Genomic DNA, 21,075 nt, shown 5'->3' with positions numbered 1-21,075 from the left:
GGCGGCGGCCGACCGGCCGGTGCCGCCGCCGTCCGCGGCCGAGCCGGTGCCGCCGCGCCGCCGCGCGCGCGGGCTGCGCGTGCGGCCCTGGATGGCCGTGGTGGTCGTGCTGGCCCTGCTGCTGGTGGCGGCCTGGCTGCTGTGGCCGGGCGCGCACCCGCTGCCGGAGCAGACCGGGCCGGGCCAGACGCCGCAGGTGCTGGTGGAGGAGTTGCCGGCCGATCGCAGCGCCCGGCCGGATCCGGCTGCCGGATCCACCGATGCCGCCGACCGCGCCATGCTCGCCGATCCGGACCTGGCCATCGCCCGCGACGCCGACTTCTATGCCTGGCTGGCCGCCGGCCAGCCGCTGCCGCGCGACGAGTCCGAACCGCCGCCGGCGACCACCGCGCCGTTGCCCGACGAGGCGCTGGAGACCGTGGATGCCGAATAGCCCGCGCCTGCTGCTGGCGGCGCTGCTGCTGCCGTGCCTGGCCCGTGCGACGCCGGCCCCGCTGCCGGCGCCGCTGGCCGAGCCCGAGGCCGCTCCCGCTGCCGTCGCTCCCACCGGCGGGCCAACGCTGCAGCAGCAATGGGAAAGCGCAACGCCGGCGCAGCGCCGCGACCTGCGCGACCGCTACGCCGCCTGGCGCACGCTCGACGACGGCGAGCGCGCACGCATCCGCGCGGCGGCGGCGCGGCTGGCGATGGCGCCCGAGGGCGAGCGGCAGGTGGTGCACGCGCGCTTCGACGCGCTGGACCGGCTGCATCGCGACGGCTGGCGGCTGGGGCCGGAGCTGGGCGCGCTGTACCCGGCGCTGCAGCCGCTGTTCGGCTACCTGCCGCCCGCCGAGCGCGAGCCGGTGCTGGCGCTGTTGCGCGCTCTCGATCGGGAACAGCGCGCCGAGCTGGCGCTGCTGTCCCAGCGCACGCCGCCGACAGCACGCGCCGAGCTGCGGCAGGAACTGCTGGCGCAGCCGGCGCAGCGGCGCGGGACGTGGATCCGCCAGCGGTTGGGGCGCTGAGGGCGGTGGTTCTGTTTCCTTGTCACGTGACATGAACACACAGTTCCCTTCTCCCGCGTGCGGGGGAAGGTGCCCGAAGGGCGGATGGGGGCTGTTCGGAGCACGGGAAAGCAACAGCAAAAGCTTCCCCCATCCGGCGCTGCGCGCCACCTTCCCCCGCACGCGGGAGAAGGGAGCTGCCCTTTAGTCTTTACGGATGAATCTTTAAGGGTGAACGGATAGGCCCAGCCCGGCGCACGTGCTGCGGGCATCGACGGCGGCGGACGGGTAGAATGCCCGGCTCCGCGACCCGGGAGCCGGCGCCTCCGTGCGTCCCCGCAGTCCGCGTATCCATCCGCAATGTCCACGCTTTCCTCCCCTGCGCCGCGCTTCGGCCACGAAGTGCGCGCCACCGTTCTCCTCGCCCTGCCGCTCGTCCTGGGCCATGTGTCCACCGGCCTGATCAGCTTCGTCGACAACGTCATCGCCGGCCACCACGGCACCGACACGCTGGCCGCCGTCACCATCGGTACGGCGCTGCTGTGGCTGCCGATGCTGATCCCGATCGGCACCTTGATCTCGCTCACCGCCTCGGTGTCGCAGCTCGACGGCGCCGGCCGCAGGGACGAGATCGGCCCGCTGTTCCGCCAGGCGCTGTGGCTGTCGGTGGCGCTGGGCGCGGTGATGTTCTTCTTCCTCAGCGTGGTGCCGCCGCTGCTGCCGGCGTTCGGCATCGCCGCGGACATCGTCCCCGGCGCCACCGGCTTCCTGCACGCGGTGCGCTGGGGCGGGCCGGCGCTGACGCTGTACTTCTGCATGCGCTACCTGTGCGAGGGCATGCACTGGACGCTGCCGACGATGCTGTTCGGCTTCGGCGGGCTGCTGGTGCTGGCGCCGCTGGGCTACGTGCTGGCCTACGGCAAGTTCGGCCTGCCGGCGCTGGGCGCCGAAGGGCTGGGCATCGCCTCGGCGACGATGATGTGGCTGCAGGCGCTGGCATTCGCCACCTACCTGTGGCGCACCCGGCGCTTCGCCCACCTGCACCTGTTCGCCCGGTTCGAACCGCCGCGCTGGGGACCCATGCGCGAGCTGCTGCGCACCGGCCTGCCGATCGGCATCACCGTGCTGATGGAGGGCGGGCTGTTCATCGTCACCGCGCTGCTGATCGGCCGGCTCGGCGCCACCGAGGCGGCCGCGCACCAGATCGCCATCAACGTGGCCCAGCTTTGCTTCATGGTGCCGATGGCGGTGGCCGAGGCCACCACGGTACGGGTGGGGCACGCGATCGGCGGCGGCAACGTGGCCGGCATGCGCCGCGCCGCCTGGGCCGGCTACGCGATCGTGCTGTGCACCCAGGCGCTGTCGGCCAGCGTGCTGCTGTTCGGCCACGGCGCCATCGTCGGCCTGTACAGCAACGACGTCGCGGTGGCGGCGCTGGCCTCGAGCCTGCTGCTGTACGCGGCCACGTTCCAGTTCCCGGACGGCATCCAGGTGCTCTCGGCCGGCGCGCTGCGCGGGCTCAAGGACACCCGCGTGCCGATGTTCCTGGCCATGCTCTCGTACTGGGGCGTGGGCATGCCGCTCGGCGCCGGGCTCGGCCTGGGCCTGGGCTGGGGCCCGCGGGGGATGTGGATCGGCCTGATCACCGGCCTGGCCGTGGCCGCGGTGCTGATGTGCTGGCGCTTCCATGCCACCAGCAGCCGCCTGGCCCGGGCCGTCCCCTGACTTCCAGCGCATGCCGGCGCCCGCGCCAGCCGGTATGCTGATCCACAGCACCAGCCGCCTTTCCCTACGGAGTCGTCCATGAACCAACCCGTGCGTCGCAATCCCATTGCCAGCTTCTTCGTTGGCCTGTGGGATGTGATGAACTTCACCCGCCGGCTGATCCTGAACCTGCTGTTCTTCGGCCTGCTGTTCCTGATCCTGATGGTGTTCGTGGCGGTGATGGCCAAGGGTGCCGGCGGCACCAAGGCGCTGGCCGACCGCACCACGCTGGTGATCGCGCCGGAAGGCAAGCTGGTGGAGCAGTTCAGCGCCGACCCGGTCAGCCGTGCGCTGGCGCGCGCGGTGGGCGAGAAGAGCGCCGAGGAGATCCAGCTGCGCGACCTGATCCGGGTGATCGAGGCCGCCGGCAGGGACAAGAAGATCGAGCGCGTGGTGCTGCAGCTGGACAAGCTGCAGCCTTCCGGCTTCGCCTCGCTGCGCGAGGTGGCGGCCGCGCTGCAGCAGCTCAAGGCCTCCGGCAAGCAGGTCGTGGCCTTCAGCGAGAACATGAGCCAGGGCCAGTACCTGCTGGCGGCGCAGGCCGACGAGATCTACCTGGATCCGATGGGCGCGGTGCTGCTGCAGGGCCTGAGCGGCTACCGCCAGTACTTCCGCACCGCGCTGCAGGAGAAGCTGGGCGTGGACGTGCACCTGTTCCGCGTCGGCGAGTACAAGTCGGCGGCCGAGCCGTACATCCTCGATGCGGCCTCCGCGGACGCCAAGGAAGCCGACCTGTTCTGGATGAACGACATCTGGCAGCGCTACCTGGCCGACATCGCCGCCGCGCGCAAGCTCACCCCCGGGCAGCTGGCCGCCGGCATCGACACCCTGCCCGAGGGCATCGCCGCCGCCGGCGGCGACCTGGCCAAGTTCGCGTTGCAGCAGAAGCTGGTGGACGGGCTGAAGACCCGCGAGCAAGTGGAGCAGTTGCTCACCGAGCGCGGCGTGGCCGACAAGGATGCCGACGGCGGCTTCCGCAACGTCGACTTCGCCGGCTACCTGTCCCAGCTGGACGGGCGCCGCTCGCCGGTGGACAGCCGCCCGCAGGTGGCGGTGGTGGTGGCCGAGGGCGAGATCAGCGGCGGCGAGCAGCCGGCCGGGCGCATCGGCGGCCAGTCGACCGCCGCGCTGCTGCGCGCCGCGCGCGACGACGACGACGTCAAGGCGGTGGTGCTGCGGGTGGATTCGCCCGGCGGCGAGGTGTTCGCCTCCGAGCAGATCCGCCGCGAGGTGGTGGCGCTGAAGGCCGCCGGCAAGCCGGTGGTGGTGTCGATGGGCGACCTGGCCGCCTCCGGCGGCTACTGGATCAGCATGAACGCCGACCGCATCTACGCCGACGCCTCCACCATCAGCGGCTCGATCGGCATCTTCGGCCTGGTGCCCAACCTGACCCGCACCCTGGACAAGATCGGCGTGCACACCGACGGCGTGGGCACCACCCGCTTCGCCGGCGCCTTCGACATCAGCCGGCCGCTGGACCCGGCGGTGGGCCGGGTGATCCAGTCGGTGATCGACAAGGGCTATGCCGACTTCACCGGCAAGGTCGCGCAGGCGCGCAACAAGAGCGTGCAGGCGGTGGACGAGGTCGCGCGCGGCCGCGTGTGGACCGGCGCCCAGGCCAAGGAGCGCGGGCTGGTGGACGAGTTCGGCGGGCTCAAGGCGGCGCTGGCCGATGCGGCCAGGCGGGTCAAGCTGGAGGACGGCAAGTACCGCGTGCGCTACATCGAGAAGCCGGCCACGCCGTTCGCGCAGTTCATGGCCGGCTTCGCCGGCAGCCACGCCGGCGCCCGGCTGCTGGGCGATTCCGGGCTGGCGCGGGTGATGCTGGCGCGTACCCTGCCGCAGATGGACGCGCAGCTGCGCTTCGTCGAGAACGCGGTCAAGGACCGCGATGGCGCCCCGGCCAAGGAGCTGGCGTACTGCTTCTGCGGGTTCTAGCCGTCGCGGTCCGGGTTTCAGGGCCATGCCTTTCAACGTCGTGCCGGGACGCCGCGGCTTCCCTGCCTGCGGCCGCATAGCCTGGGGGATCTCGCGGCAGGCCAGCGCCGGCTCCTTGCTCGAGCGGCGATGATCTCCCCGGACCCGAAGGGCGCCGCCCATGGATGGGCGGCCTGCCGTGATCGAGCATGTTCCGACCGAGCCAGGATGGCGAGTCGGAAAACATCGATAGCCGCTCAGGCGTAGGCTCTTGATCTTGCGGGGAAAGCGTTTTTCCTTGGTTCCGTTTCTTTTGGCGCTGTCCAAAAGGGTGGACCCGGCCGCGACAGCGGGCGGAAGCCCTTGTTTCTGCTTGCCGCCCCCGGCGACGCATCCTGTCCCGGGGAGGCTGTCCGTATCGGCAGGACGTCGAAAGGCATGGGTTTCAGGGCCTGACCGGCCGCGGCGCCGTATCGAGACCGACCATCGTCCCTGCCTTCGCGGGGACGATCGGGGAATGTCGGGTCGCAAGGCACCGGCGGCTGGGTTTCCCCGGGCAAGCCCTGGCCGCTTACGCAGTTCTCACCGTCGCGCGGTCGGTTGTCATCGGTCTGGTCGCCTGCAGGTCCACGCGCTGCGCGCCGGTTTCGCGGGCGGCGGCCTTGGGCTCCGGCGGCCGCTCGGGCGTGGCCGGAGGCTCGGGCCTGCGGCAACCGGCCAGCGCCGCCAGCAGCGGCAACAGTGCCAGCACCATCGGATACGGACGAGAACGGGTCTTCATCGGCGCAATCCTGCTGAGTGTGGCGGTTATCCTACGCCGGTCCGCGCCGGCGCCATGCCTGCTGTACCTTGGTGCCGGGAGACCCGAACCGCGAGGAGACGACCATGGCCCGGCAGCGTTGGCGGCTGGATGGACAGACCGCGCTGATCACCGGCGCCAGCGCCGGCATCGGCCTGGCGATCGCGCGCGAGCTGCTCGGGTTCGGTGCCGACCTGCTGGTCGTCGGCCGCGACGCCGATGCGCTGGCCGTCGCCCGCGACGAGCTGCTGGAGGAGTTCCCCGAGCGCGAGGTCCACGGCCTGGCCGCCGATGTCGCCGACGACGAGGACCGGCGGCAGATCCTGGACTGGGTGGAGGACCACGGCGAGGGCCTGCACATCCTGGTCAACAACGCCGGCGGCAACCTCGCCAAGGCCGCGGTGGACTACACCGAGGACGAATGGCGCGGCATCTTCGAGACCAACCTGTTCTCCGCCTTCGAGCTGTCGCGCTACGCGTACCCGCTGCTGGCGCGCCATGCCAACTCGTCGATCGTCAACGTCGGCAGCGTCTGCGGCATCACCCATGTGCGCAGCGGCGCGCCCTACGGCATGACCAAGGCGGCGCTGCAGCAGATGACCCGCAACCTGGCCTGCGAATGGGCCGAGGACGGCATCCGCGTCAACGCGGTGGCGCCGTGGTACATCCGCACCCGCCGCACCTCCGCGCCGCTGTCGGACCCGGACTACTACGAGCAGGTGATCGAGCGCACGCCGATGCGCCGCATCGGCGAGCCGGAGGAGGTGGCCGCCGCGGTCGGCTTCCTGTGCCTGCCGGCCGCCAGCTACATCACCGGCGAATGCATCGCCGTGGACGGCGGCTTCCTGCGCTACGGGTTCTGATTGGCAGCAGCGACTGTAGGAGCGACTTCAGTCGCGATGGAGCTGTACCGGTAAAGCTTCATCGCGACTGAAGTCGCTCCTACGGCTGGCCGAGCGTTTCATGCGCCGCCGCAGTCCTGGTCCAGGCGCGCGTCGACGCCGCGCTGTTCGCGCACCAGCGCCTCGCGTTCGCTCTGCAGCGCGCTGTTGTAGCGGCGGATCAGCTCCCAGCGGCGGTCGCGCAGGCGCGAGCACGCTTCCTGCCGCGGCAGCGCGTGGCAGGCGTCGCGCACCAGCACGTTGCCGATCGGCACGATGGCGCTCACGCCGCCGGGGCGGGGAGGGGGCGGCCCCGGCCGCGTCCCGGGCGCGGGATTCGCCGGCCGTCCCGGCCGCGCGACGTAGCCCAGGCCCCAGCTCGGCACCCAGCGCGGATTGCCGTCGTCGTCGTCGCTGGTGTAGCGCTCGCCGTCGGCGGTGACGCATTCGTACATGGGCTGCGGCGGCTGCACGCTGACTATGCGCACCTCGCGTGGCGGCACCGCGGTCGTTGCCGCCGCGGTCGCCGGCGCGGTGGGCCTGCGTGGCGGAGGATCCTGCGGGCGCTGCATGCTCAGCACCTGCTGGCGCTGGCCGGTGGGACAGGGAGCGTCGCCCAGGCTCAGCCGGCCCTGGCCGTCCACGCAACGGTAGACGGTGAGGTCTCCGGCCGGCGGCGGGGCGCCGGCCGCGGCCGGGAGCGGCGCCAGCAGTGCCAGCCAGCACGGGAGCGACCATCGCTTCATCGCCGCATCTTCCCCGCTTCGGGCGGCGGCGGGAAGCGCCATCGGCGTCAGGCGCGGAACAGCGCGCCGCTCGCCGCGTCGCGGATCGGGGTGGGTTGCGCCAGGCCGCCGGTGTCGCCGTCGGCCAGCGCACCGTCGGTGAGCGCCAGCAGCGCCGGGTCCAGTTGCCCGCGCCGGTAGGCGGGCGGGGCGCCGGCGAAGTTGGCGCTGGTGGAGACCAGCGGCCCGCCGAAGGCCCGGCACAGCGCCGCCATCTGCGGGTGCGCGGTGACCCGCACGGCGATGCCGTCATGCGCGCCGGTGACCCAGCGCGGTGCCGTGGCGCTGGCCGGCAGCACCCAGGTGTGCGGGCCGGGCCACTGCGCCAGGACCGCGTCGAGCCTGTCCGCCGGCAGGCGCGACAGGTCCAGCAGTGGCTGCAACTGCGCGAAGTCGGCGGCGGCGACGATCAGTCCCTTCTCGACCGGGCGCCGCTTCACGTCCAGCAGGCGCTGCACCGCGTCGCGGTCGAGCGGATCGCAGCTCAGCCCCCAGACCGCCTCGGTCGGGCAGGCGACCAGGCCGCCGCGGCGCAGCGCGGCGACGGCCTGTGCAAGAGAAAGATCCATGGCATGCATCGCGGGGTGGGAAGCGGGCTATTGTCGCGCCGATGCGCAGGGCCGGGCCAGGCCCCGAGACGAGGTGTGCATTGGAACGGCATCAGCCGCGAGGGCTTTCCCGGTACCTGGTTAGCGTCGAGTGTCAGCCCTTGCGCATTTCCACAGTCTTCCCATCGTCGTCCCCGCGAAGGCGTGGACCCCGTGCCTGCCGCGGCACCGGCTCAAGTCGCTGGGTCCCCGCCTTTGCGTGGACGACGATGGATTTCGATTCGAAAACTGACGGTTGGCGCTAATCGCGTCTCGGTAAAGACCTCGAGACTGACGCCGCTCCTGCGGTATCGATACAGCTGTTGCCTCAGCCGGCCTTCTTGACGACCTTCTTCACCGCTTTCTTGGCCGCCTTCTTCGCAGGCGCCTTCTTGGCCGCGCTTTTCTTGGCGACCGTCTTCTTCGGTGCGGCTTCCTTCTTCGCCGCGGTCTTCTTGGCGGCGGCCTTCTTGGCGCCGAAGCCCTTGCGCACCGGCTTGCCGGTCTCTTCCAGCAGCTGCTGCACCTCGGCCAGGGTCAGCGAGGCCGGCTCGCGGTCCTTGGGGATCTTGCCGTTGAGCTTGCCGTCGCTGATGTACGGGCCGAAGCGGCCGTTGAGCACCTGGATGTCGCTGCCCGGGAATTCCTTGATGATGCGGTTGCGGGCGATCTCCTCCTTCTCCTCGACCAGGAACACCGCGCGCGCCAGGTCGATGGTGTAGGGATCGTCCTCCTTCTTCAGCGAGGCGTAGATCGACCCGCGCTTGGCGAACGGGCCGAAGCGGCCGATGCCGACGCTGACCTGCTCGCCGTTGTCCTCGCCGAGGATGCGCGGCATCAGGAACAGCTCCAGCGCCTGCTCCAGGGTGATGGTATGCATCGACTGGCCGGGGCGCAGCGAGGCGAACTTGGGCTTCTCCTCCGCGTCCTCGGCGGTGCTGCCGATCGCCGCGTACGGCCCGAAGCGGCCCAGGCGCACGCTGACCGGCTTGCCGGTCTTCGGATCGGTGCCCAGCTCGCGCGCGCCGGTGGCCTCGGAACGGTCCACCGATTCCTTCTTCTGTTCCACCAGTTCCTTGAACGGGGTCCAGAAGCGCGACATCAGCGGGATCCACTCCTCCTCGCCGCGCGAGACCGCGTCCAGCTCGTCCTCGAGCTTGGCGGTGAAGTCGTAGTCGACGTAGCGGGTGAAGTGCCCGGACAGGAAGTTGCTGACCGCGCGGCCGACGTCGGACGGGCGGAAGCTGCGGCCCTCCATCTCCACGTACTTGCGGAACAGCAGGGTCTGGATGATCGAGGCGTAGGTGGAAGGCCGGCCGATGCCGTACTCCTCCAGCGCCTTGACCAGCGCCGCTTCGGTGAAGCGCGGCGGCGGCTGGGTGAAGTGCTGCTCGGCCAGCACGCGATCCAGCGGCACCTGGTCGCCCGGGCGCATGGCCGGCAGCTTGCGGCCTTCGTCCTCGTCCTCGGCGGCCTTGCTGTCCTTGCCTTCCTCGTACACGGCCAGGAAGCCGGGCACCACCACGGTGGTGCCGCTGGCGCGGAAGCTGTGCTCGCTGCCGGCGGCCAGTTCCACGCTGACGGTGTTGAGCGTGGCCGGGATCATCTGGCAGGCCACCGCGCGCTTCCAGATCAGCTCGTACAGGCGGCGCTCGTCGTCGGACAGGAAGCGCGAGACCTGCGCCGGGGTGCGCAGCGCCGAGGTCGGGCGTACCGCCTCGTGCGCTTCCTGCGCGTTCTTGGACTTGGTCTGGTAGGCGTTGGGCTTGTCCGGCAGCGCGCCGGTGCCGTAGTCGCGGGCGATCACGTCGCGGATCTCGGCCACCGCCTCCTGCGACAGGTTGACCGAGTCGGTACGCATGTAGCTGATCAGGCCGACCGTGCCTTCCTCGCCGATGGCCACGCCCTCGTACAGCTTCTGCGCCACCTGCATGGTCTTGCGGGTGGTGAAGCCGAGCTTGCGCGAGGCCTCCTGCTGCAGCGTGGAGGTGGTGAACGGCGGCGCCGGGCGGCGCTTGCGCTCCTTGCTGGTGACGTCGGTGACGTGCAGCCGGCCCTGCGCGGCCTGCTGGATGCGCAGGCGCGCGTCCTCGGCGGTGTCGCCGTCGGTGACGGTGAACTGCTCGAACTTCTGCCCGTCCAGCTTGACCAGCTTGGCGGTGAACGGCTGCGCCGGATGCGCGCACTCGGCGGCGATGGACCAGTACTCGCGGGCGATGAAGGCCTCGATCTCCTCCTCGCGCTCGACGATCATGCGCAGCGCCGGGCTCTGCACGCGGCCGGCCGACAGCCCGCGCTGCACCTTGCGCCAAAGCACCGGCGAGAGATTGAAGCCGACCAGGTAGTCCAGCGCGCGGCGCGCCTGCTGCGCATCGACCAGGTGGCCGGCGATCTGCCGCGGCTGCGCCATCGCCTCCTTGATCGCGCGCGGGGTGATCTCGGTGAACACCACCCGGTGCAGCGGCTTGTCCTTGAGCAGGCCGCGTTCCTTCAGGATCTCGGCGATGTGCCAGCTGATCGCCTCGCCCTCGCGGTCCGGGTCGGTGGCCAGGAAGATGTCGTCGGCGCCCTTGGCGGCCTTGGCGATCGCCTCGACGTGCTTCTCGTTCTTGTCGATCAGGTCGTAGCGCATGGCGAAGTCGTTGTCCGGATCGACCGCGCCCTCCTTCGGTACCAGGTCGCGCACATGCCCGTACGAGGCCAGGACGGTGAAGTCCTTGCCGAGATATTTGTTGATCGTCTTGGCCTTGGCGGGCGATTCGACGATGAGCAGGTGCTTGGGCATGTCTTTATGGTCTTGGGGCCGGCCCCGGGGGCGGGTAGGGTGGCGCAATTGCCGCGCCGAGGGAAGCTCGGCCGCTGGCGATCGCGGTAGGCACACATGCCGACGCCCGGGAGTGACCCCGGGCGCCCGCTTTGCTTATTTAGTGGAATCACGCCTTGTGAGCGCTGTCAAGTCCTGTCGCCGGCCCACCCCGATCCGCGCGTGGATGTACATGAACGGATCGCCGGGAAGGCGCGCAGCCCGGGTAAGCGCAGCGCACCCGGGATGGCCGATGACCCGGGGGCGCCGGGCCAAGCGGGAACGGGACAATGCAGAAGGCTACGCTTTTCCCGAATCCCGAATCCCGAATCCCGAATCCCGAATCCCGAATCCCGAATCCCGAATCCCGAATCCCGTGCGCTTCCCGACAGCCGCAGGCTGGCCATCCCGAATCCCGAATCCCAGCCGTCAATGCACCGGCTCGGGCTCGTCCAGGAACATCTGGGTCTCCATCCAGGCGTAGGCCGCCTCGGCGCCGGGCTGGTTGAACAGCACCATCAGCACCACCCATTTCAGGTCGTCCAGGTCCAGCTCGTCCTGGTCCAGCGCCATGGCGCGGTCGAGCACCAGCTCGCGCTGGTCGGCCGAGAGGATGCCGTGCTGCTCCAGGAACATCAGGAAGCCGCGGCATTCCACGTCCAGGCGGTCCAGCTCCGGGCCGTGGTAGATGCGCACCGGGCCGTCGACGCGCGGCTGGGCGATGCTCGGGCGCTGCTCGGCCAGCGCATCGAGCCAGTCGAAGGCCTTGCTGATCTCGGAGGGACTGAAGCCGGCCTGGATCAGGCCGTTCTGGAGTGAGTCGCGATCGCGGATGAGATCCGCGTCCTCGGTGAAATAGTGCTCGAACAGGTACAGCAGGACATCCAGAATGCTCTCTTTCATTGCCCCTCGGCCTGCGTCAACGACGCTGTGGAGGTGAAGAAACTAGGGCTTGCGCAGGTAGCGGCCATGTTCGACCACCACGGTTCCATCCAGTTCCATGACCAGCAGCATGGAGGACAGTTCGGCGGCCGTCAATCCGGTGCGTTCGATCAATGAATCCATACCCGTTGGGTCATGGTCCAGCGCCAGCCACAAGCGGTGGTGTTCCGGGTCGCGGGGCGCTGCGGGGTGGGGGGAACCGCCCGTGCAAGGTTCGATCGCATGCATGGGGGCGCCCAGGCGACGGCGCAAGGCCGCGGCCAGCGCGGTCGCCGCCGCGCCTGTGCCGGCAGTCACTTCCGCCGGGGTCTCCACCAGCATGGCGCCCTCGCGGATCAGCCGGTGGCAGCCGCGCGCCTGCGGGTTGTGGATCGAGCCGGGCAGGGCGAATACCTCGCGCCCGGCCTCGGCCGCCTGGCGGGCGGTGATCAGCGCCCCGGAGCGGGCTGCCGCCTCCACCACCAGCGTGCCCAGGGCCAGCCCGGCGAGGATGCGGTTGCGTGCCGGGAAGTGCCCGGCGCGCGGCGGCGTGCCCGGCGGATGCTCGCTGACCACCGCGCCGGTGGCGGCGATGCGATCGCGCAGGAAGGCGTGCTGGCGCGGATAGGCGACGTCGGCGCCGGTGCCCAGCACCGCCACGGTGATGGCGCCCCGCGCCAGTGCGGCCTCGTGCGCGGCGGCGTCGATGCCGGCGGCCATGCCGCTGGCCACGGCGAAGCCGGCATCGGCGAACGCCTCGGCAAAGCGGCGGGCATTGCCGCAGCCGCCCGCGGTGGCGGTGCGGCTGCCGACGATCGCCAGGCTGGGATGCCAGAGCCGGGCCGGGTCGCCATCGACGAAAAGCGCCAGCGGCGGACTGGGGACCTGGCGCAGCAGCGGCGGGTAGTCGGGGTCGTGCCAGCCGAGCAGGTGGTGGCCGGGGCGGCCCAGCCAGTCGAGCGTGCGCTGAAGATTGGCGGGATCGGGCTCGCGCAGGGCGGCGCACTGCGCCGCGTCCAGTCCGCCGTCGCGCCAGGCGTGCGGGCCCGCGGCCAGTGCCGCGGCGGGGTGCCGGTGGCGCTGCAGCAACCGCCGCCGCGGGGCGGCCGCGCCGCCCGCCAGGACCAGGGCGGCCAGGGCATGGACGTCGGCATCGTCGCGGGCAGGGGCGGGGGCAGCGGCCATCCGCACCAGGCTAGGCCGGACACGAGGACGGCGCCGTAGGGCGCCGTCCTCGTGTCGCGTCAGGATTTTCCGCTGTCGCGGCGGCCGTCAGCGTGCGTCCGGATGCTTGAGCTGGTAGCCCACGCGCGCCGGCTTCACGCCCTCCATCACCAGCGCGTAGCTGACGGTATCGAAGGTGCGGAACACCATCGCGTGGGCGGCGTACTCGTCCGGCAGGCCCACGGTGCCGTGGCCGCCGCGGTAGCCGTCGTCCGCGCGCGAGAAGCGCGTGTGGGCGACACGGTCGTTGACCCGGCTGCCGAAGCGCCACAGCGAGAACACGGTACCGTTGTCGATGCCCTCGCGTGCCCCGCCGGAAATGGCGATGACGTCGCGCGGGCCGGCGGCGGTCAGGGCATCGGCCACCGCCAGCACGCGGATGTCCGTCTCCAGCACCTGCGGCGCCGGGGCGTGCGGGACGAACTGCAGGTCGTAGGCCTGCGCCTCGACCGCGACGATGCGGTCGCCGGCGCGCACCTCGCGGCCGCTGTCCTCCAGCAGCATCGCGGTCGCCTCGGCATTGCCGCCGGCGGCGCGGGTCACCGTGCCGATGTTGACCTGGGCCAGCTCGTAGCCGAGGAACTCGCGGCGGGCGGTGGGAGCGGCGAAGTCCTTCCACAGGTTGCCCGAGCCCGGCGTCGTGCTGCCGTTGGCGCCCAGGTCCTCGGTCGGCCTGGGCTGGGCATAGGCCACCGTCGGCCGCACCACCGCGTAGCGCTGGCCCGGCCGGGCCTGGTCCAGGCCGACCACGTAGGCTACCTGGCCGGCGCTGGCGCGCAGGCGGTTGTCCTCCAGGCCGACCACGTAGGGCAGCTGCTCGAAGCTGTCGGTGACGCGCAGGTTCTTCAGGAACGGCTCGACCTCGGCCAGCGCGATCGCGTCGATCGGCGCTTCCTGGCGCGGCCCCGGCTGCACCTTGGCCGTGGTGGCGACCCGGTCCAGGTAGGCCAGGCTCAGCACGTCGCCCGGATAGATCAAGTGCGGATTGGCGACCTGCGGGTTGGCCTGCCAGATCTCCGGCCACAGCCACGGCCTGCCGAGGAAGCGCGAGGCGATGTCCCAGAGCGTGTCGCCCCTGCGCACCACGTAGGTGTCCGGATGGCCGCCGGGGCTTTCCACGGCCACGGCATAGGCCGCAACGGTCAGCATCGCGACGGCGACGACCGTACGAATTCGTTTGAACATGGTGTCTATCTGCCTGATTCCCCAACAGGTAGCCGCACTATAGTCCAGAAAAGGGCGAATCGGGCAGGCGCTCGCGTTAGAATTGAGACGCCTTGCCGGATTGGCCGGCGCCCCCATATCGGTACGATCATGGCACTACTTCCCATTCTCGAATTTCCTGATCCCCGCCTGCGCACCAAGGCTGCGCCGGTCGACGCCGAGCAGGTGACCACGCCGCAGTTCCAGCAGCTGCTGGACGACATGCTGCAGACCATGTACGAGGCGCCGGGCATCGGCCTGGCCGCCACCCAGGTGGACGTGCACAAGCGCTTCATGGTGATCGACGTCAGCGAAGAGCGGAACGATCCGCAGGTGTTCATCAACCCGGAGATCACCGCGCGCAGCGGCAGCCGCGTCTACCAGGAGGGCTGCCTGTCGATTCCGGGCATCTTCGCCGACGTCAGCCGCGCCGACACCATCACCGTGCGCTTTCTCGACCGCGACGGCCAGCAGCGGCAGCTCGACGCCGAGGGCCTGCTGGCCACCTGCGTCCAGCACGAGATCGACCACCTGGACGGCAAGCTGTTCATCGACTACCTGTCGCCGCTCAAGCGCGAGATGGTGCGCAAGAAGCTGGCCAAGGCGCGCAAGCACGTGGCTTGACGGCGGGGATTGGGGATTCGGGATCGGGGATTCGCAAAGGCGAATGCGGCCGATCCCCTTCCCTGTTTACCCTGTGATCCAGATGTTCCTGCCACTCCCGAATCCCCACTCCCGAATCCCTGCCCAATGAGAATCATCTTCGCCGGTACGCCGGATTTCGCCGTGCCGTCGTTGCGCGTGGCCGCGCAGCGCAACGAAGTGGTGGCGGTGTTCACCCAGCCCGATCGGCCCGCCGGCCGCGGCCGCGGGCTGGCCGCCTCGCCGGTCAAGCTCGAAGCGGTGGCGCGCGGCATCCCCGTGCATCAGCCGCCGACGCTGCGCGATCCGGCGGCGCTGCAATCGCTGCGCGCGCTGGAGCCCGACCTGCTGGTGGTGGTGGCCTATGGCCTGATCCTGCCCAAGGCGGTGCTCGCGATCCCCACCCATGGCTGCTGGAACGTGCATGCCTCGCTGCTGCCGCGCTGGCGCGGCGCCGCGCCGATCCAGCGCGCGATCGAGGCCGGCGACGACGAGACCGGCGTCTGCCTGATGCAGATGGAGGCCGGCCTGGACACCGGGCCGGTGCTGCTGTCGCAGCGCCTGCCGATCGGGCCGGAGGACACCGGCGGCGACCTGCACGATCGCCTGGCGGCGCTGGGCGCGCAGGTGCTGGGCGACGGCCTGGGGCTGCTGCGTGCCGGGCTCAAGCCGGTGGCGCAGCCGCAGCCGCAGGCCGGCGTGACCTACGCGCACAAGCTGGACAAGGCCGAGGCGCGGCTGGACTGGAACCAGCCGGCTTCGGTGCTGGCGCGCAAGGTGCGTGCCTTCAATCCCTGGCCGGTCGCCGAGGCGCAGGTCGCCGGCGAACGCCTGCGCATCCATGGCGCGGTGGCGCTGGACGAGTCCAGCCGCGGCGCCGCGCCGGGTAGCGTGATCGCCGCCTCGCGGCAGGGCCTGGACGTGGCCTGCGGCGAGGGCGTGCTGCGCCTGCGCGTGGTCCAGCGCGAGGGCGGCAAGGCCATCACCGCCGCCGACTACCTCAACGCGCGCCGCGATCTGCCGGTTTCGGCGTGAATCCCGCCCGGCCACAGGCGCCGCCGCCATCCCCGCCGGGCGTGGCGGCGCGGGTCGCCGCCGCGCGCGTGCTGGCCGCGGTGGTCGGCCGCGGCCGTTCGCTGAAGGCCGAGCTGGCCGCCGCGCTGGGCGGCATCGCCGATGCGCGCGACCGCGCGCTGGTCGAGGCCATCTGCTTTTCCGCGCTGCGCCGCCACGCCGCCTATGCCGCGGCGCTGGAGCAGTGGCTGCAGCGCCCGCTCGGGCGCGCCGACGCGGAACTGAAGGGGCTGCTGCTGGCCGGCTTCGCCCAGATCGATGTGCTCGAACTGCCGCCGCACGCGGCGCTGTCGGCGACGGTGGAGGCGGCGCGGGCGCTGGGCCGCCCACGCCAGGCCGGCATGGTCAATGCACTGCTGCGCCGCGCGCTGCGCGAGGGATTCCCGCAGGCCGACGCCGCCGCGAACTGGCCGCAGTGGCTGGCCGACGAGGTCCGCCGCGACTGGCCCGGCCAGGCCGAACAGGTCTTCGCCGCCAGCGCGCTCGCCGCGCCGATGTGGCTGCGGGTCAACCGTGCGCGGATCGGCCGCCAGGCCTATCTGGCGCTGCTCGAACAGGCCGGCCTGCAGGCCCGCGCGCCGGCATGGCTGGCCGATGCGTTGTGCCTGCAGACGGCGGTCGCGGTGTCCTCGCTGCCGGGGTTCGCCGATGGCCTGGTATCGGTGCAGGACGGCTCCGCGCAGCAGGTGGCCGATGCGCTGGCGTTGCCGCCCGCCGCGCGCGTGCTCGATGCCTGCGCCGCGCCCGGCGGCAAGGCCGCGCACCTGGTCGAGCGCGACCCGTCGCTGCGGCTGACGGCGCTGGACGTGGACGCGCGGCGCCTGCAGCGGGTGCGCGAGACGCTGCAGCGCACCGGGCTGCAGGCCAGCGTCGAGTTCAGGGCGGCCGATGCCGGCGCGCTGGAGCAGTGGTGGGACGGGGCGGCGTTCGATGCGGTGCTGCTGGACGCGCCGTGCTCGGCCAGCGGCATCGTCCGCCGCCAGCCCGACGTGCTGCTGCACCGTCGCCCGGCCGACATCCAGGCGCTGGTGGCGCTGCAGGCGCGCCTGCTCGATGCGTCGTGGAAGACGCTGCGTCCCGGCGGCGTGCTGCTGTACTCCACCTGCTCGCTGCTCACGCGCGAGAACGCCGGCCAGGTCGAGGCGTTCCTGGCCCGCACCGGCGATGCGCGCGCCGAGGTCCTGGACGAGGGCTTCGGCCATGTCTCCGGTGCCGGCCGCCAGCGGCTTGCGGGTGAACAGGACTGTGACGGCTTCTTCTACGCACGCCTGCGCAGGCAGGCCTAACCGCTACTATCGCCGCCGATGCTGAACACTCGATCCTCCCGCGAATTCTGGCTGCTGGCCATCACCGCCATGCTGGTGATCGGCGCCGGCCTGGGGCTGCGCGATCCGTGGCCCTCGGACGAGCCGCGCTTCGCGCTGGTGGCCAAGCAGATGGTCGAGAACGGCGACTGGCTGTTCCCGCACCGCGGCATGGAGCTGTACTCGGACAAGCCGCCGCTGCTGATGTGGCTGCAGGCCGCGTTCTACACGATCCTCGGCAACTGGCGCGTGGCCTTCCTGCTGCCCTCGCTGCTGGCGGCGCTGGGCACGCTGGCCTGCGTCTACGACCTGGGACGGCGGCTGTGGACGCGCCGGGTCGGGCTGTACGCGGCGTGGATGCTGCTGTTCGCGCTGCAGTTCACCTTCCAGGCCAAGAAGGCGCAGATCGACCCGCTGGTGGTGTTCTGGATCACCCTGGCCAACTACGGCCTGCTGCGGCACCTGCTGCAGGGGCCGCGCTGGGGCTGGTGGACGCTGGGCTGGTTCGCCGCCGGGCTCGGGGTGATCAGCAAGGGCGTGGGCGTGATCGCGCTGTTGATGCTGGTGCCGGCCGGCATCGCCGCCGCGCGCGGCTGGCCGGGCGTGCGCGTGCACGTGCGCGACGCGCGCTTCTGGCTGGGGCCGCTGGCGCTGCTGGCGGCGATCTGCGTATGGCTGGCGCCGGTGCTGGCGGTGGGGCTGTCTTCGAGCAATCCCGAGTACCACGCCTACCTGGACGACATCCTGTTCCGGCAGACGGCCAAGCGCTACGCGCAGTCCTGGGACCACCCGCAGCCGCCCTGGTACCACCTGGAGACGATGCTGACGATGTGGCTGCCGGCGATGCTGGCCCTGCCGTGGGCGCTGGCGCCGTGGTGGCGGCGGCTGCGGCTGCGGCACGATCCGCGCTACCTGCTGCCGCTGGCGTGGTGGCTGCTGGTGGTGGTGTTCTTCAGCATTCCCAGCGGCAAGCGCGACGTCTACATCCTGCCGGCGCTGCCGATGTTCTGCCTGGCGCTGGCGCCGCTGCTGCCGGGGCTGCTGCGCCGGCGCGGCGTGCGCCTGTGCGTGGGGGCGTTCGCGGTGCTGCTGGCGGCGCTGTTCCTGGTGGCGGGGCTGGCGATGCTGTCGGGTACCCCGGGCTTCGAGCGGCGCCTGATGGACGGCCGCGGCATCGGCCAGGAAGTGACGCGGCCGCTGGCCTGGGTGCTGGTCGCGGTCGGCACCTGGGGCGTCGGCAGCCTGCTGGTCTGGGGCCGGCGCCTGCCCGAGCGCGCGGTGTGCTCGGTGCTGGGCGCGTTCTGGGTGATGTACGGGCTGGTCGGCTATCCGCTGCTCAACGATTCCAGCTCGGCGCGCGGCCTGATGGAAGCGGTCGGCCGCCGCATCGGCCCGCAGGCCGAGCTCGGCCTGGTGGCGTGGAAGGAGCAGAACCTGCTGATGGCCGACCGGCCGGCGGCGACCTTCGGTTTCAGGGTGCCGTGGGACGAACAGCTGCGGCGTGGCGTGGCGTGGCAGGCACAGCGGCCGGCGCAGCGCTGGCTGCTGGTGCAGGATCCGATGATGCTCTCGTGCATCGACCGCCAGGCCAGCGAGCCGATGGGGGTGGCCAACCGCAGGAGCTGGTGGCTGGTGCCGGCCGGGGCCGTGCGCGGCGGCTGTACGATGTCGGCGGGCGAAAGGCTGATCGAACGGAAGGCGCAGGCCGATGCGGAAAACGAATGAATGACGCTCGCGCCAACGATGGCCGGAGCGACAGGCGCGGCCCGGTGCCGTCGCTTCGCCAGGGGATGAGCGCGTGCCGCTGATCCGCATCATCAGCCGTGACAACGGCGTCGGCCTGAGCCGCGACATGCTGCTGGTGGCGCAGGCGGCCAGGCGCATCCCCGGCGTGGAGGTCGAGCTGCTCGGCTTCCAGGGCGGCAACGCGCGCAATCGCCTGCGCGAGGCCGGGATGCGGGTCGCCGCGCTGTGGCGCGGGCGCGCCGACGTGCAGATATTCCTGGAGCGCATCTACCAGCGCTGCCTGCCGGCAGGCAGGAGCAACCTGCTGATCCCGAACCCGGAATGGTTCCTGCCCAAGTGGCAGGAACTGCTGCCGCGCTTCGACGGGGTGCTGTGCAAGACCGTCGAGGCGCAGGCGACCTTCGCCCGGCTGGGATGCGCTGCGCACTACGTCGGCTTCACCAGCGAGGATCGCCATCTGCCCGGGGTGCGGCGGCAGCGGCGCTTCTTCCATCTGGCCGGTCGCAGCTCGGCCAAGAACACCGACCTGCTGCTGCGGCTGTGGGCGCGGCATCCGGAATGGCCGCAGCTGACGGTGGTGCAGAGCGTGAAGAAATCGGTGCCGCGGCACCTGGCCAACGTCCTGCAGCTGAGCGGCCACGTGCCCGACGATGCGCTGCGCCGGCTGCAGAACGAGCACCTGTTCCACCTGTGCCCGTCGCGGGCGGAGGGCTTCGGCCACTACATCGTGGAAGGCCTGGGCGTGGGCGCGATCGTGCTCACCACCGATGGCGCGCCGATGAACGAGCTGGTGGGACAGGACCGCGGCGTGCTGATCGCCACGGCCGGCCATGCGCCGGAAAACCTCGGCGTGCGCTACGAGGTCGCCGAAGCCGCGATCGAGCGTGCGGTGATGCGGGCGCTGTCGCTCGATGCACAGGCGCAGGCGCGCATCTCGGCCGCGGCCCGCGCGTTCTTCCTGCAGCAGCAGGCCTCGTTCCACGAGCGTTTCGCGCAGGTGGTGCAGCAATCCCTGAGCCTGAACGACAGCTCGGCGGCCGGGGTCCCGGCACCGCCACGGTTGGGGTCGCATTAGGCCGGCACACCCGAGAATCCGCCTCCATGTCGTCCTCGCCGCTGGCTGCAACCCCAGTCCCCGCTTCCCGGCTACCGCAGCAGCGGGTCCGGATGCTGGCCTCGGCTGCCGTCTTCCTGCTCGGCCTGTGCGTGGTCAGCCTTCCCAGCGGCCTGCTTCCGTTCGGCGTGCTGCTGCTGGCGACGAGCATCCTCGGCGCCGCCTGCCTGCGGCAGGGCATCGGCCGCACCCAGGGCCTGCTGGCCTGGACCACCTGGCTGGCGCTGGGGGTGATCGCCCTGGCGCTGATCTCGGCGGCCTGGTGGGGGCTGGAACTGCGCAACGTCGAGAAGCGCTCCCGTTTCCTGGCGCTGCCGTGGACCGTGCTGTGGGCCTACGCGCTGATGCCGGACCGGCGCTGGCTGTGGCGCGGCGCGGTGGCCGGGATATGGGCCGCGCTGGCGCTGGCGATCGCGCAGGTCGCGGCGGGCGCCCCCCGCGCCGAGGGCTGGAACAACGCCATCGTGTTCGCCGACGTGACGCTCGGGCTGCTGGTGCTGGTGCTGCTGGAGCCGGACACGCCCAGATGGGGCCGCGCCTGGACCCTGGCCGCCGCCGCCGGCGTGTTCGTGCTCAGCGGCAGCCGCGGGGTGATGCTGGGCCTGGCCGCGCTGCTGCTGGTCGTCGTCTGCACCGCGCACTGGCGCACGCTGGGCACGCGCCTGCTGCTGCTGGCGTTGCTCGGGCTTGCCGCGGGGACGGCGCTGCTGACCGTTCCCGAACTGGCGCACCAGGCGCGCATCGTCGAACTGCAGCAGGACGTGGCCAGGCTGAAGGGCGGGGACGAGAACTCCTCCACCGGCGCGCGGCTGGAACGGCTGCAGGTGGCATGGGCGACGCTGCGCGAACATCCGCTTGCCGGCATCGGCATCGGCCGCTTCGACGTGGCCATGCAGCGGCTGCCGGAATGCGCCAACGCCGGCATCGAGCGCTGCCACCTGGGCCATGCGCACAACGACCTGGCCGAGTGGGGCGCGACCCAGGGGATACCGGGCGCGTTGCTGCTGATCCTGGTCTACGCGTTGCCGCTGTACTGGTTCGTGCGCCTGTACCGGCGCAGCGGCCGCCACGAGTTCCGCGGGCCTGCCGCCACCGGCGCCACGCTGGTGGTGGCGTACGCCTTGTGCGGATTGACCCAGTCGATGTTCGCCCATCAGCTGGCATCGAGCTTCTACTGCGTCGCGGTCGGCATCCTGGCGGGCCTGGCGGCGCGCGAGGCGCAGCAGGCCGGCGGTGGCGCAAGTACCCCCATGAACCTGGATTCCCGTAGGAGCGACTTCAGTCGCGATGAGGCTTTACCGGTGAAGCCCGATCGCGACTGAAGTCGC

General features: G+C 71.5%; 17 protein-coding genes and 1 pseudogene. 11 read left to right on the top strand and 7 right to left on the bottom strand.

The window, feature by feature from the left end:
• The 4 genes and pseudogenes from LRX76_RS08200 to sppA all read left to right on the top strand — a co-directional run.
• Positions 1-433, top strand: a pseudogene (locus LRX76_RS08200) (hypothetical protein); the annotation flags it as partial.
• A complete protein-coding gene (locus LRX76_RS08195; RefSeq protein WP_231803913.1) occupies positions 423-1,004 on the top strand; it encodes a DUF3106 domain-containing protein in 582 nt (193 codons plus the stop codon). The pseudogene LRX76_RS08200 and the gene LRX76_RS08195, both read left to right, overlap by 11 nt.
• A gap of 339 nt (positions 1,005-1,343) precedes the next feature.
• On the top strand, positions 1,344-2,708 hold the full coding sequence (locus tag LRX76_RS08190) for an MATE family efflux transporter (RefSeq protein WP_231803911.1): 1,365 nt from the start codon (positions 1,344-1,346) through the stop codon (positions 2,706-2,708).
• 78 nt (positions 2,709-2,786) lie between these two features.
• Entirely contained in the window at positions 2,787-4,685 is a 1,899-nt protein-coding gene (sppA, locus tag LRX76_RS08185; protein ID WP_231803909.1) for a signal peptide peptidase SppA, read from the top strand.
• A 550-nt stretch (positions 4,686-5,235) separates the two neighbouring features.
• Here sppA and LRX76_RS08180 read toward each other — a convergent pair.
• Positions 5,236-5,445, bottom strand: coding sequence for a hypothetical protein (locus LRX76_RS08180; RefSeq protein WP_231803908.1), 210 nt, complete (start codon positions 5,443-5,445; stop codon positions 5,236-5,238).
• 104 nt (positions 5,446-5,549) lie between these two features.
• On the opposite strand from LRX76_RS08180, the gene LRX76_RS08175 reads away from it, so the two are divergent.
• Positions 5,550-6,326 carry an SDR family oxidoreductase gene (locus LRX76_RS08175; RefSeq protein ID WP_231803906.1) on the top strand — a complete coding sequence of 259 codons (777 nt, stop codon included), beginning with the start codon at positions 5,550-5,552 and terminating at the stop codon, positions 6,324-6,326.
• Positions 6,327-6,424: 98 nt separating this feature from the next.
• On the opposite strand, the gene LRX76_RS08170 is transcribed toward LRX76_RS08175, so the two are convergent.
• From LRX76_RS08170 to LRX76_RS08145, 6 genes are all read right to left on the bottom strand, one after another.
• Positions 6,425-7,090, bottom strand: a complete 666-nt coding sequence (locus tag LRX76_RS08170) for a DUF4124 domain-containing protein (protein ID WP_231803904.1) — start codon at positions 7,088-7,090, stop codon at positions 6,425-6,427.
• Between the two features lie 47 nt (positions 7,091-7,137).
• Entirely contained in the window at positions 7,138-7,698 is a 561-nt protein-coding gene (locus tag LRX76_RS08165) for a Sua5/YciO/YrdC/YwlC family protein (protein ID WP_231803902.1), read from the bottom strand.
• A 346-nt stretch (positions 7,699-8,044) separates the two neighbouring features.
• Positions 8,045-10,501 carry a DNA topoisomerase I gene (locus tag LRX76_RS08160; RefSeq protein WP_231803900.1) on the bottom strand — a complete coding sequence of 819 codons (2,457 nt, stop codon included), beginning with the start codon at positions 10,499-10,501 and terminating at the stop codon, positions 8,045-8,047.
• Between the two features lie 447 nt (positions 10,502-10,948).
• Complete coding sequence (locus LRX76_RS08155) at positions 10,949-11,422, bottom strand: DUF494 family protein (RefSeq protein ID WP_231803898.1); 474 nt, start codon at positions 11,420-11,422, stop codon at positions 10,949-10,951.
• Positions 11,423-11,464: 42 nt separating this feature from the next.
• Positions 11,465-12,625 (bottom strand): DNA-processing protein DprA, encoded by a 1,161-nt coding sequence (gene dprA / locus LRX76_RS08150; RefSeq protein ID WP_231803896.1) that lies wholly within the window; start codon positions 12,623-12,625, stop codon positions 11,465-11,467.
• A gap of 87 nt (positions 12,626-12,712) precedes the next feature.
• Positions 12,713-13,849 (bottom strand): LysM peptidoglycan-binding domain-containing protein, encoded by a 1,137-nt coding sequence (locus LRX76_RS08145; protein ID WP_231803894.1) that lies wholly within the window; start codon positions 13,847-13,849, stop codon positions 12,713-12,715.
• Positions 13,850-13,978: 129 nt separating this feature from the next.
• Here LRX76_RS08145 and def point away from each other — a divergent pair, with 129 nt between their 5' ends.
• From def to LRX76_RS08115, 6 genes are all read left to right on the top strand, one after another.
• A complete protein-coding gene (def, locus tag LRX76_RS08140; RefSeq protein WP_231803892.1) occupies positions 13,979-14,491 on the top strand; it encodes a peptide deformylase in 513 nt (170 codons plus the stop codon).
• Positions 14,492-14,617: 126 nt separating this feature from the next.
• Positions 14,618-15,544: a methionyl-tRNA formyltransferase gene (gene fmt / locus LRX76_RS08135; RefSeq protein ID WP_231803890.1), complete on the top strand. Its 927-nt coding sequence runs from the start codon at positions 14,618-14,620 to the stop codon at positions 15,542-15,544.
• Positions 15,541-16,869: a 16S rRNA (cytosine(967)-C(5))-methyltransferase RsmB gene (gene rsmB, locus LRX76_RS08130; protein WP_231803888.1), complete on the top strand. Its 1,329-nt coding sequence runs from the start codon at positions 15,541-15,543 to the stop codon at positions 16,867-16,869. Before fmt ends, rsmB begins: the two co-directional genes overlap by 4 nt.
• A gap of 18 nt (positions 16,870-16,887) precedes the next feature.
• Positions 16,888-18,612, top strand: a complete 1,725-nt coding sequence (locus tag LRX76_RS08125; protein WP_231803886.1) for a glycosyltransferase family 39 protein — start codon at positions 16,888-16,890, stop codon at positions 18,610-18,612.
• 73 nt (positions 18,613-18,685) lie between these two features.
• A complete protein-coding gene (locus tag LRX76_RS08120; protein WP_231803884.1) occupies positions 18,686-19,708 on the top strand; it encodes a glycosyltransferase in 1,023 nt (340 codons plus the stop codon).
• A gap of 92 nt (positions 19,709-19,800) precedes the next feature.
• Positions 19,801-21,069 (top strand): O-antigen ligase family protein, encoded by a 1,269-nt coding sequence (locus tag LRX76_RS08115; protein ID WP_231803882.1) that lies wholly within the window; start codon positions 19,801-19,803, stop codon positions 21,067-21,069.
• The last annotated feature ends 6 nt before the right edge of the window (positions 21,070-21,075 follow it).

This window comes from Stenotrophomonas sp. MMGLT7 (assembly GCF_021168555.1).
Lineage (GTDB): Bacteria > Pseudomonadota > Gammaproteobacteria > Xanthomonadales > Xanthomonadaceae > MMGLT7.
Note: the sequence above shows the minus strand (reverse complement) of the source record. Positions and strands in the feature narration are given on the sequence as shown.